General features: G+C 45.5%; 11 protein-coding genes. 8 read left to right on the forward strand and 3 right to left on the reverse strand.

Features of this window, described 5'->3' with window-relative positions; genetic code table 11:
• Window positions 1-5: 5 nt before the first annotated feature.
• The 5 genes from R7044_RS14685 (at window position 6) to R7044_RS14705 (ending at window position 7613) form a co-directional block, all read left to right on the forward strand.
• Complete coding sequence (locus R7044_RS14685; RefSeq protein ID WP_005480243.1) at window positions 6-1346, forward strand: MFS transporter; 1341 nt, start codon at window positions 6-8, stop codon at window positions 1344-1346.
• Between the two features lie 124 nt (window positions 1347-1470).
• Window positions 1471-2688 (forward strand): mannose-6-phosphate isomerase, class I, encoded by a 1218-nt coding sequence (manA, locus tag R7044_RS14690; protein ID WP_225455648.1) that lies wholly within the window; start codon window positions 1471-1473, stop codon window positions 2686-2688.
• Between the two features lie 351 nt (window positions 2689-3039).
• Complete coding sequence (locus R7044_RS14695) at window positions 3040-4302, forward strand: hydroxymethylglutaryl-CoA reductase (RefSeq protein WP_205461016.1); 1263 nt, start codon at window positions 3040-3042, stop codon at window positions 4300-4302.
• Between the two features lie 407 nt (window positions 4303-4709).
• On the forward strand, window positions 4710-6278 hold the full coding sequence (locus R7044_RS14700; protein WP_064369239.1) for a DUF1800 domain-containing protein: 1569 nt from the start codon (window positions 4710-4712) through the stop codon (window positions 6276-6278).
• A 9-nt stretch (window positions 6279-6287) separates the two neighbouring features.
• Window positions 6288-7613 carry a DUF1501 domain-containing protein gene (locus tag R7044_RS14705; protein ID WP_170890083.1) on the forward strand — a complete coding sequence of 442 codons (1326 nt, stop codon included), beginning with the start codon at window positions 6288-6290 and terminating at the stop codon, window positions 7611-7613.
• Window positions 7614-7699: 86 nt separating this feature from the next.
• Here R7044_RS14705 and R7044_RS14710 read toward each other — a convergent pair whose 3' ends face one another.
• On the reverse strand, window positions 7700-8794 hold the full coding sequence (locus R7044_RS14710) for a ketoacyl-ACP synthase III (protein WP_053349917.1): 1095 nt from the start codon (window positions 8792-8794) through the stop codon (window positions 7700-7702).
• A gap of 162 nt (window positions 8795-8956) precedes the next feature.
• Between R7044_RS14710 and trxC the strand changes: the two genes are divergently transcribed.
• Together trxC and R7044_RS14720 are read left to right on the forward strand one after the other, a co-directional pair.
• Entirely contained in the window at window positions 8957-9391 is a 435-nt protein-coding gene (gene trxC, locus R7044_RS14715) for a thioredoxin TrxC (protein WP_005387991.1), read from the forward strand.
• Window positions 9392-9567: 176 nt separating this feature from the next.
• Window positions 9568-10728 carry an MFS transporter gene (locus tag R7044_RS14720; protein WP_033907039.1) on the forward strand — a complete coding sequence of 387 codons (1161 nt, stop codon included), beginning with the start codon at window positions 9568-9570 and terminating at the stop codon, window positions 10726-10728.
• A gap of 50 nt (window positions 10729-10778) precedes the next feature.
• Here the strand turns inward: R7044_RS14720 and R7044_RS14725 are convergent, their stop codons facing one another.
• Both R7044_RS14725 and R7044_RS14730 read right to left on the reverse strand, forming a co-directional pair.
• Window positions 10779-11168: a nitrous oxide-stimulated promoter family protein gene (locus R7044_RS14725; protein WP_005387988.1), complete on the reverse strand. Its 390-nt coding sequence runs from the start codon at window positions 11166-11168 to the stop codon at window positions 10779-10781.
• Between the two features lie 14 nt (window positions 11169-11182).
• The gene (locus R7044_RS14730; RefSeq protein WP_033907038.1) at window positions 11183-11692 is read right to left on the reverse strand and encodes a GNAT family N-acetyltransferase; all 510 of its coding nucleotides are present in this window, start codon (window positions 11690-11692) and stop codon (window positions 11183-11185) included.
• A gap of 136 nt (window positions 11693-11828) precedes the next feature.
• Here R7044_RS14730 and R7044_RS14735 point away from each other — a divergent pair, with 136 nt between their 5' ends.
• Window positions 11829-12020, forward strand: a complete 192-nt coding sequence (locus tag R7044_RS14735; protein WP_005376066.1) for a DUF2986 domain-containing protein — start codon at window positions 11829-11831, stop codon at window positions 12018-12020.
• Window positions 12021-12036: the final 16 nt, after the last annotated feature.

Raw genomic sequence — 12036 nt, forward strand, 5'->3', positions numbered from 1 at the left:
TCAAGATGTTTGGATTTTTACGTTCACCTAAATTTACTCAACCGAGTCTAAGCAACGAGCAAATCGACCAGCGTTACCGCCATTGGCGTTTGCACATTATGTTGGGGATGTACATCGGCTATGCAGGTTTCTACTTTACCCGTAAGACCTTTAACTACGCCGCACCAGCGATGATTACCGATCTTGGCTTAGATAAAGGCGATTTGGGTCTTATCGGTACGCTTTTCTACATCACCTACGGCTGCTCGAAGTTTATTTCTGGCACGATTTCGGATCGCTCTAATCCTCGTTATTTCATGGGATTAGGATTGATTGCGACAGGTCTGGTCAACATCGCGTTCGGCTTTTCTAGCTCACTCGCGGCTTTCATTACTCTGTGGATCTTAAACGCGTGGTTCCAAGGCTGGGGCTGGCCTTCATGCTCGAAGCTGTTAACCACTTGGTATTCACGCTCCGAGCGTGGCTTCTTATGGGCCATTTGGAACACCGCACACAACGTTGGTGGCGCGCTGATCCCTATTTTGGTGGGCTATTTAACGTTGCACTACAGCTGGCGTGAAGGTTTTATTCTACCCGGCATCATCGGGGTATTACTCGGTCTATTCGTTTGTTGGCGATTGCGCGACAAACCCACAACAATGGGTTTACCAAGTGTCGGCCAATGGCGCAACGACGCACTAGAACTTGCGCAAGAAAATTACGGACGTGGCCTCACCTACCGCGAAATTCTGAAATCGTACGTATTTAACAACAAATACATCTGGCTGCTCGCGTTCAGTTATGTGTTGGTTTACATCGTCCGAACCGCAATCAATGACTGGGGAAACCTGTACTTGACCGAGCAGCATCACTATAGCCTGATTAATGCCAACGCTGCTCTGTCGATGTTTGAAATCGGCGGTTTTGTTGGGTCATTGGTTGCGGGCTGGGGCTCAGACAAACTCTTTGGCGGTAACCGTGGGCCAATGAACTTGCTGTTCGCGATTGGGATTTTCTTATCTGTCTCTGCGCTTTGGCTAATGCCTCTGACCAACTTTGCATTCCAAGCAGCGGGATTGTTCTCCATCGGCTTCTTTGTCTTTGGGCCACAAATGCTGATCGGTATGGCGGCGGCTGAGTGCTCTCACAAAGATTCTGCCGGCGCGGCAACAGGATTCGTGGGCTTGTTCGCCTACATGGGCGCAGCATTGTCTGGTTATCCACTGGCGTTAATTCTTGAAGAATATCATTGGACGGGTTTCTTCATCACCATTTCAGTTTGTGCAGCCGTCATTGGCCTTTTGTTGCTGCCATTTTTGCAAGCGCAACCATCACGAAAACCACTCGAACCAAAGCCTCGGTTGTAAATCGACTTATCGCCCTTCGGGCAAATTGGCGAGTGACCTAACCGCGCTCGCCCTCCTTATTTAACGTATCTCTGCTCAATTTTTCTTCCGATTCAGTTCGGAGGGTTAACTATGGGAAAAATTCATGAATTTGAACACTATTTCATCGCATAGCTTCTTTCAAATGAACAACAAAATCCAAAACTACGCTTGGGGAAGCACCTCTTCTATTCACGATTTGTTTGGCTTTTCTAACGAAACGAATGAGCCTCAAGCAGAAGTATGGATGGGTACTCACCCAAACGGCTGCTCTGAAGTTCAGGTTGAGCAAAACACGCTGCCTTTGTCTGAACTGATCAAACAAAACCAACCCGCTTATTTATCAGCAGAAACCGCAGCAAAATTTGGCGACCTGCCCTTTCTGTTTAAAATCTTAGCGGCCGAACACGCACTGTCGATTCAAGTTCACCCAAGCAAGCAAGATGCCGAAATAGGCTTCGAAAAAGAGCAAAGTGCTGGGATCCCGCTAAACGCGAGCCATCGTAACTACAAGGATCCAAACCACAAACCTGAGCTGGTATACGCACTGACAAGTTACCAAGCCATGAACGGTTTTCGCTCGTATTCCGAGATTATTGAGGCATTTAGCCTTTGCGATATCGATGAGCTACGCGCGCCACTAGATGCATTCAAACACGAAGCCAACTCACAAGGTTTACGCGATTTCTTTGTGCACATTCTGACCATAGAAGGAGAAACAAAAGAGCGAGCACTGAAACAACTTCTTGCCCACGCTTCACGTCAATCGGAACAAGGCACTGACAGCGACGTTTTCCAGCTCATCTTGGATCTATCCACTCAATACCCCGGCGATGTCGGCTTGTTTGCGCCATTACTGTTGAATGTCATCACGCTGCAACCTGGCGAAGCGATGTTCCTGAGCGCAAGAACGCCACACGCTTACATTAAAGGAACGGGATTAGAGATCATGGCGAACTCAGATAACGTTTTGCGTGCAGGACTCACGCCGAAACATATGGATGTTGAAGAACTGGTTAAATGCACAGACTTTGTGCCTAAGCCGTTTAACGGCCTTGTTCTCGAACCCAATGCCAATGGTTGCCAAAGCCTTTACCCCGTTCCAGTGGCAGACTTTAGTTTCAGCATTCTTAACGAACCGAACAATGAAGTGATTGAGGCTAACAGCGCAGAGATTTTGATGGCGATTGATGCCGACCTGACACTCATCAGTGATAACGGTGAGACGTTAACCGCCGCGAAAGGACAATCGGTATTTGTTCCTGCTTACGTTGGCCATTACCGTATTCAAAGTGCGGGACGTGTGGCTCGCACCTTTAACTAACTTCTGGATAACGGATTCAAGCTAGCGTCTGACTCAAGGGACTGGGTTAGACAATTTATTCCTTTCATAGATTGAACCATTCCGCTCTTAAGGCACTCATGCTTACACCTTGTCGAATCAAAACACCTACAGGCCAGTTTCTCTAAAAGCCATAACCTCCCGGATCTACCATTTACTCAACATTCATTGTCAAAACCCATTTATGTCCGATAAATTCGTCGCTCCAATATCAAATCACTTGGATAATAAAGGCGCTTGCACAGTGGTATTTGTTGCAAAACGTATAATCAACGTTGTAATCAAAGCCTCAATCACTACAATCTCTGGTTCGATTTTTCAGTTAACGTTTGTATGCCGAAGTTAAACCAAGATAACCCTGTTCAAAGCTCCGCCCTTTCCGATATCGAAACCAGCAGTAAGATTCAATCGGCATTAGAACCGAAGTTTCACAAGCCAGAGAAACGTCTCTGCTTAAGCCCTGGCCTGTCGGATAAGCATTTGGCGCGCCGTTGGCAAGTATTGGAACACGTGACCAATAAAGATCATCTCCTTGATCCTTTCACGCAGTCACATCGCGATGCTTACTCCAACAACATCGAGCACTTCATTGGTACTGTTAATGTGCCGGTCGGCATTGCAGGCCCTTTGCGCGTCAACGGCTTGTATGCGAACGATGACTTTTTGGTTCCGCTCGCAACGACAGAAGCCGCGTTAGTCGCTTCCTACAACCGTGGCGCAAATCTTATCACCGCCGCTGGTGGCGCGAGCGCATTGTTACTAAGTGAAGGGGTGAGCCGAACACCAGTATTCGCCTTTAATCACCTTGCTGACGCCGGCCAGTTCGTCAGTTGGGTTGTGACCCAGTTTGACGTATTTCGTCAAATTGCGGAATCCACCACCTCACATGGCAAACTCAAAGACATCAATGTAAATATCGAAGGAAACCATGTTTATTTGGTCTTTGAATACGTGACTGGTGACGCTTCCGGACAAAACATGGTGACCATCGCGACAAACGAAGTGTTCCATCATATTTTGGCGACCAGCCCAATCAAACCAACTCAAGCATTCTTGGATGGCAACTTATCAGGCGACAAAAAACCAAACGCACACACACTGCGCTCGGTACGCGGTAAGAAAGTATCCGCCGAAGTGACCATTCCTGCTGAGTTGGTGGAAAAATATCTGCATACGACGCCGGAGTCTATGGTTCAATTTGGCAAAATGACCACGGTGGGTGGTTTACTCAGCGGGACAATTGGCGTCAACGCGCATTACGCAAATGCCCTTGCCGCGCTTTACATTGCTTGTGGTCAAGATGCCGCTTGCGTTGCAGAGTCTGCCATTGGAATCACTCGTATGGATGTGGACGCTCAAGGCAACTTGTACGCGTGCGTGACCTTGCCAAACATCATGGTGGGAACGGTTGGCGGTGGTACTGGCCTTCCAACGCAAAAAGCATGTTTGGATATTTTGGGTTTGCACGGCAACGGCAAAGCGAAAGCGTTAGCCGAAGTCGCAGCTGCGCTTTGTCTGGCTGGCGAACTCTCGATTGTTGGCGCATTTTGTGCCGATCACTTTTCTCGTGCTCACCATAAGCTTGCCCGAAAATAACCTTTGTTGCTTTGTACAAGAGAACATCCGTGTGGTTTTCTCTTGTGCAAACCAATGGACTTTATTTATTGGCTCAATAATTTCTTGAAACTAACTTAAGCCTTAACAAACATACCAATCTCTTGTTAACAGTACTTTAGCTGTCCCCCTTCTATATCCATTGCGATATCTCTGCTTGTTACTCTTCATTGGCCATATTTAATATCAGTATCTTAGAAAAAATAGCATCAAAAACTTCTAGCACTATAGTACCAAATTCATCGTTTGAGTTTTTTGTTCACCACTTATAGCTACTATACTCGCCTATGCAGCTGCTTGATTTTCATAAATTTACTAAACAGCTCAAAAGAGCTTAATAACTCCCGTTAAATGGACTTAAATCGTTACTTCGGGTAAGCGAGTTAACTATGAGACGTCAGAAGCTAAATAAAATCTCTGCTTGGGTACTAGGATTGGCTATCTTATTGCTGAGCCATGTGCCTAATGTATCAGCACAAATACAGCAATCCCCATCCGATCAAACCGTTGCGCGTTTTCTCTATCAAACCTCTTTTGGACCAACACCTGCATTAATTAATGAGGTTAGGGAAAACGGGTTAGAGGACTGGATACAGAAACAAATCAACCTGCCAGCAACCTACCATCAACCACTTTATCAAACGCCTTTTTCTAAAGGTCTACAGTCAAACCGAGAAAATGCTTGGTATCAAATTGTTGTTACTGCTGAGGATCAGCTTAGGCAGCGAACGGCTTATGCATTGAGTCAGATCGTAGTCGTTTCTCGTTATGGCGGCGTTCTTTCCAGCAAACCTACAGGGTTAGTGAATTACTACGATCTGTTGGTTGAGCATGCGTTTGGCAACTACCGAGACCTGTTGTATGACGTTTCCATCCATCCAGTCATGGGGAGCTATTTGTCTATGCTCGGTAGTGCAAAAGAAAATAGTGCGACAGGAACGCTTCCCGATGAGAACTTTGCTCGAGAGTTAATGCAGTTATTCACTATCGGTTTGTATGAACTCAATTTAGATGGCAGTAAAAAGCTAAACCATGCAACAGGCAAACCTATCCCCACGTACAATCAAACTGATATTCAAGAGCTCGCGCGAGCATTAACTGGATGGAAAAATTCCGACATCGCATTCGTGAAACCGATGCGAGTTATCAGTCAAAGACACGACACCGGCGAGAAGCGATTTCTAGGGAACGTGATCCCATCGGGTCTAACCGCACAAGAAGAGCTTTCAAAAGTGATTGATATGTTGATGTCTCACCCAAATGTTGCTCCATTTGTTTCAAAGTTACTTATCCAACGTTTGGTCAGTTCAAATCCAAGCCCAGAGTACGTCGCGCGTGTTGCTACGATATTTAACAACAATGGGGAAGGAGAAAAAGGCGATCTAACCGCCGTTGTTCGAGCCATATTGCTCGACCCTGAAGCATTAGGGATGACGGATACCCCGCCTATAAAAGTGAAAGAACCGATACTGGTCCTGACTAATTTTCATCGAGCATCAGGTTTTACGATTAAAGGATCACGTTACGAAGACGCAACAACGATGATGAACATCGCTAATCAAGGGCCGCTTCGTTCTCCTTCCGTGTTTAATTTTTACTCTCCAGACTATCAGCCGTCTAACGAGTTTACGGAGTCTGGTATTAACTCTCCAGAGTATGAACTTCTCAATTGGTCTGTTTATACCGATTTGGTCAACTATATGTTAACCAGCACTCGTAGAGGAGGTGGTGATTCCTACCACTTCGATCTTAACGAGTTTTATCTTCTTCTGGACGATCACCGTGCCTTAGTCGAATTGGTTAACGAGCGTTTCTTTGCTGGAACGGCTTCTGCTGAATTGAAAGAGCTCATGCTCACCGCCCTGAATGATTATCGTGGGGACTATGTGCCAACAACAAAACTCGCTCTAGTGATATTTACCGCCATTTCTGGCGACGAATTTTATATTCAGGATTAGGAGTGAATTATGGATATTTCACGACGACATTTTATACAAAGCACGCTATCGATGGGCGCACTAGCCTCTCTTAGTCTGCCAGGTTACTCTCTCGCAGCGCCATCCAATGACTTTCGAGCATTAATATGTGTGTATTTAGCAGGCGGAAACGATGCATTCAACACCATACTGCCATTATCGGAGGCGCACTATCATCAATATTCCAAAGTCAGAGGGCCACTCTCTGTCGCCAAAGAAGACATACTCCCTATCAATTTGAGTGCTGTCGATAGCTCAAATCACCCAGTGAAGCTCGGCTTACACCCCAAGTTAAATGCGTTAACTTCCGTTTTCGAACAAGGCGATGCCAGCATCGTGCTCAATAGTGGCATTCTCAACCATCCCGTCACCAAACAAGCTATTGAGCAAGGTGAAGCATCACTTCCCGAGCAACTGTTTTCTCATAATTCTCAAACAGACGCTTGGTTACTTGGTGGAATGAGCGAGTCTAAAAATCTTGGTTGGGCTGGCAGAATGTTGGATGTATTAAACTCTGAATCAGAAATAACACCGCTATACAGTGTGCATGGCAACTCGCTTTGGTTACGGGCAATGGAACACCGCCAAACCGTCCTGAAAAAAGATCGCGCAGTTCAGCTTACCGCGATTGATAACCCGCTATACAAGGGGATCTATGATCGCCTTCTCTCTCATCAAACTGACAATCCATTTAATGGTCATTTTAATTTGATGGTTGATGAGTCGATGGTAATGAGTAGTGTACTGAGCGAGCAACTCAACCACATTGCTGACGAGCCGCTGTTTACGTCATCGACGCTCGGCAAGCAGATGCAAACCGTGTACAAATTGATAGCAAGCCAAGATGTCCTGAAGCAGCAACGACAAGTCTTTTTCGTTAAACACTCTGGGTATGACCTGCACGATTCGCAACTGACACGTCATCCAGTGTTACTTGAGGATCTCGCGACAAACCTTTTAGCAATGTATCGTGCGGTCGAACGGTTAGGGCTAAACAAGCAAGTCACCTCTTTCACTATGTCTGACTTCGGTCGACGGATGATGAGCAACGGAAATGGTACCGATCATGGCTGGGGTGGCCATCAACTATTAATTGGAGGCGCGGTAAATGGGAAACAACCTATCGGTACATGGCCGGAACTAATACTGGGCGGAAACGATGATTACTCTCAAGGCCGACTCATACCCAAAATTGCCGCTGATCAAGTTGGTTCAACACTAGCGCAGTGGATGGGCGTGAGTGATAACGCTGCACTGGAATACGTCTTCCCGAACATCCGTAATTTTACTCATTCAAACCTGGGTTTTATGGCTTAAGATATTTTTCAGGTTAGCTGTAGAACGCATCATCAAATAAGGGAGCCTCGCGCTCCCTTACTCATCTTATGTTTGCAGAGTGTCCGTTACACCTCGTCGCGACGGCGTTCGTTACACAGCTTAATGGCACGCTCAAGTAATTCTAACGCGGATTGCTCACATTCAGGCAGAACCGCATCACTTTCAGAAACTGGCGTTACGCGGTCACCCCATTTCAATACTGCCGCACCCCATGTCAAACCTGCACCAAATGCAGCAAGAAGCATATTATCACCTGGGTTAACTCGACCTTGCTCTACCGCTTCACACAATGCAATTGGCACCGTCGCAGCTGAAGTATTGCCATAGTTTTGAATGTTAACAAACGCTTTGTCGTGTGGAATTCCAGACAGGTCACACAAGGTTTGAATAATACGAATATTCGCTTGATGCGGAATCACAACATCGATTTGTTCCGTCGTTAACTGTGATGCTTTCAGTACGGTTTTCGCAGCTAGCCCCATGCCTTTTACTGCACGTTTGAAAATTTCTTGTCCTACAAAGTTGAAATCCCAGTAACCGTTGTCTTCCGCAAAGCGATCCATACAAGTACCAAACTTTGGTACGGACAGAATATCGCGGCCTTTTGCGTCACAACCGATTTGAGACTGTAGTAAACCCGTTTCTTTTTCCGTTCTTGATAACACAACGGCGCCCGCACCATCACCAAATAGAACAGCGGTATCTCGCATTGCCCAATCGATGTAGAAAGACAATCTTTCCGCACCAATAATGATCGCGTTACGATAGTTACCTGATTGAATCAAACGTGTGCCCGTTTCTAGGCCATAGACAAATCCCGTACATGCGGCATTTAAGTCAAAGGCAGCGGCTGCACGAATACCTAGGTTCTGCTGTACCTTAGACGCGATATTTGGAATCAATGAATCTGGTGAACAAGTCGCCACAATGATTAAATCCACGTCTGTTGCATCGACGCCTGCTCGAGCTAATGCATGTTTAGCAGCAACGGTCGCCATGTCTGACGTGTTTACATGACTAATACGGCGGTTTTCGATACCAGTGCGGGTACGAATCCACTCATCGGAAGTATCGAGGAAAGTGCTAAGATCATCGTTAGAGAGCACGGCTGGCGGAACACATTTCCCCCAACCTGTAATTTCAGCGTAGTAATTTGTCATCGCAGACCTATTTATTGTTGTATTTTAATAAAATTTCTTAGAACCTTAGGCTCAAATACAAACCTGCGCTGCGTTATTTCGGCAGGTTAAAAAATAAGTATACAAATAATGAGGCTGACTGGTAAGTCATGTTTTCATCAATACGTAATAAAGGAAGAAGTCATGTCATCGTTTAAAACTCGCTGCCCTTCGTGCGGCGGTCTAAATCGTGTCCCTAATGAGCGCGTTGCCGAATCTGCAACTTGCGGTAAATGTAAAAGTGCACTTTTAGACGGCTCGCCTATCGAAGGTACACAAGATAACTTTTCTGCTCTATTACAAAGTGATATGCCTGTTGTAGTAGATTTTTGGGCCCCATGGTGCAACCCGTGCGTTGGTTTTGCTCCTGTTTTCTCTGATGTTGCTCATGAGCAAGCCGGAACGGCTCGTTTTGTTAAGATTGATACCGAAGCTCAACAACAACTTGCGACGCAATTTGGTATTCGCAGTATTCCTACCATTATGGTTTTCAAGAATGGTCAACGCGTTGATATGATCAATGGTGCGTTACCTAAAACTCAATTCGATCAATGGTTAAATCAAGCACTTACTAAATAATCTTCCACGCCAACCTTGTTTGTAGGTTGGCGTTTTTATGCAACTTATCAACCTATCTAGTTAACAAATATTATTTATCGAAACGACTTAAATTTATCATTTTACTTGCCTAACTATTAGCCTCATATTCGCGCCGAATAACCCTTAGATTTCATTTAACTTATAGGCGCAAAACAGTGGAAAACACAGTCGTTCCTGCAGCATCACCACGAGTTACAGTTCCAGTCGTCGCACTGTCTCTTTATGCGGTGGCTTCGGGCTATTTAATGAGCTTGATCCCTCTCATGCTCGGTGAATACAACATCTCAGCAGATTACGCGAGTTGGTTGGCGAGTGTGTTTTATGGCGGCTTATTAACCGGTGCTATTTTTATTGAACGTATCGTACGTCAAGTTGGTCACCGTAACGCGTTTATTGGTTGCTTGGCCGTATTTTCGCTAACTATCGTCACACTACCCGTGTTTGCTAACGGATTGATGTGGCTTGCCGCTCGCTTTATTGCGGGTATCGCGGTTGCTGGTGTTTTTGTCATTGTTGAGTCTTGGCTAATGTCTGGAGACGAAGCATCGCGTGCGAAACGTTTGAGCTTGTACATGCTATCGCTTTATGGTGGTTCAGCATTAGGCCAGTTTGGTATTGGCGTGCTTGGCGTAAGTGGCGGCGTTCCGTTTATTGCGATCACGACGTTGATACTAATGGCGATGCTGGTGCTAATGTTCATTGAGTGTGAGCAGCCAAACAGCCATGAATCAACCGCTTTATCATTTAAGCAAATTGCCAAACTAAACCATGCAGCAATTATTGGTTGTGTTGTTTCAGGTTTGACCTTAGGTGCAATCTACGGATTAATGCCAGTTGAGTTAACTAACCGTAAAATTAGCCATCAAGACATTGGTACATTGATGGCGCTAGTGATTCTAGGTGGCATGCTAGTTCAACCAATGGTGACCGCGTTAAACAAATACATGAGCCGCACAGTGCTAATGGCGTTTTTCTGTATTTTGGGTATTTTTTCGATCGGTATGACCTTTATTTCCTCGTCAGCCGTGGTATTGGCTGCTGCATTATTCTTTTTAGGTGCAGCTACTTTTGCCTTGTACCCGATAGCAATCAACTTAGGTTGCGAAGGACTTGATGAACGCTTTATTGTCTCTGCGACACAAGTCATGCTGTTTAGCTACAGCATCGGCTCTGTTGCTGGCCCAGTTGTCGCTGATAAATTTATGGGCCAAGAACACGGCTTACTAGGCTACTTGTTTGCCGCTTTGGTTGCGACTGGCGTATACATGCTACTTGCTGCGAGCAAAACCAAGCAGCGTATGGCCGCTGGCCTCTAATCACGCCGCTTCTACTCAACGAAAACGAGGGCATGTCGCCCTCGTTTTTTTTATTCTTCGCATTTTTGTTTAGATAAACGCTTGTGACGGTTTGACGCGTTCGCTGCAGGCTTTTCCGGTACCATGCGCTTTTCATGAAGCAAATGACGAACCGCCAAGATGGGATGTTTCAGTAACATTCTGGGGCCAGAGTAACGCATGACCAAACGCATTTGTTCTTTCGGCTCTGGTTTGTAGCAGTGAATCGGACATTTATTACACGTCGGTTTATTCTCTCCATAAGGACAGCGGTCGAGGCGCACTTCTGCGTATTCAAGCAGCTCACGACATTCTGAGCATAAGTCACGTTTTGTTCCATGATGGTCATGACAGTAAACCTCTACCATGGCTTTTACTGTCTTAAATTCAGTGGCGAGTTTGCCAAGTAAAATATCGCTCATGCACTATCCAAAAATCACAACATCATTGTGTAAAGTTCTAACGTGCGGCCATTATCATATTGCTGCTCAACTCGTTCAAACTCAAAGCCCAGTTTTTTGAGCAAACTTATACTACGAATATTGTCATTGTTGGTGATGGCAACCAAATTATCGAGTTTCATTTCCTCTCTAGCGTATTCTAGCACTGCGGTTGCAGACTCCGTTCCGTAGCCGAAGCCATAAGCGGAAGGTAAAAATCCATATCCGAGATCATAGTGTTGTAATGTGTCACGTTTAACCAACCCACAAATCCCGATGGGTTGCCCATCTTCTTTCTTCTCTACAACGAGTAAACTCACGCCTCTAATTTTTTGCATGCGTAGCATGTTTTCTTTTATGTAACTCGCCGCTTCATATTCGGTACGAATTTGTTTATCTCCGACAAAACGGTAGAAGTCTGGGTGGTTATAAAGTTCTAGTATAAATGGTGCATCATCTACACTCACAAGACGCAGTATCAAACGTTCGGTGTACAGTGTTTTCATTTGGGCTCCATTAAAACGCGATAGATGATTGGACATAGGAACGTACTTGAATTTTGCGACCGATACCGGCGCTTATTTAGTTGTAACTTGATAAAAAAGTAACTATCCTGCCTCGCTAAATTAAAGGACCACCACCATGAACCGCAAGAAGAAAATCAATCAGATCTTGAAAGCGAAGCAGAAGAAGCATAACGCTAAGCTACATAAGAGCAATAAGCCGCGTTATATCTCCAAAGCTGAACGCGCGAAAATGGAAGCTGAAGAACAAAACCAAGCTTCAGAACACACGGAAAACGTTGTAGACACAGCGCAGACAGATCAAGCCTAAAAGAAAAGCCGCTTCA

The sequence above is a fragment of the Vibrio sp. 1402 genome, from assembly GCF_033340275.1.

Excerpts from the sequence above, each read along its gene's own strand:
- R7044_RS14695 (WP_205461016.1), top strand. The coding sequence starts at position 3,040 with ATGCCGAAGTTAAACCAAGATAACCCTGTTCAAAGCTCCGCCCTTTCC.
- R7044_RS14700 (WP_064369239.1), top strand. The coding sequence starts at position 4,710 with ATGAGACGTCAGAAGCTAAATAAAATCTCTGCTTGGGTACTAGGATTG.
- R7044_RS14705 (WP_170890083.1), top strand. The coding sequence starts at position 6,288 with ATGGATATTTCACGACGACATTTTATACAAAGCACGCTATCGATGGGC.
- trxC (WP_005387991.1), top strand. The coding sequence starts at position 8,957 with ATGTCATCGTTTAAAACTCGCTGCCCTTCGTGCGGCGGTCTAAATCGT.
- manA (WP_225455648.1), top strand. The coding sequence starts at position 1,471 with ATGAATTTGAACACTATTTCATCGCATAGCTTCTTTCAAATGAACAAC.
- R7044_RS14735 (WP_005376066.1), top strand. The coding sequence starts at position 11,829 with ATGAACCGCAAGAAGAAAATCAATCAGATCTTGAAAGCGAAGCAGAAG.
- R7044_RS14710 (WP_053349917.1), bottom strand. The coding sequence starts at position 8,794 with ATGACAAATTACTACGCTGAAATTACAGGTTGGGGGAAATGTGTTCCG.
- R7044_RS14730 (WP_033907038.1), bottom strand. The coding sequence starts at position 11,692 with ATGAAAACACTGTACACCGAACGTTTGATACTGCGTCTTGTGAGTGTA.
- R7044_RS14725 (WP_005387988.1), bottom strand. The coding sequence starts at position 11,168 with ATGAGCGATATTTTACTTGGCAAACTCGCCACTGAATTTAAGACAGTA.
- R7044_RS14685 (WP_005480243.1), top strand. The coding sequence starts at position 6 with ATGTTTGGATTTTTACGTTCACCTAAATTTACTCAACCGAGTCTAAGC.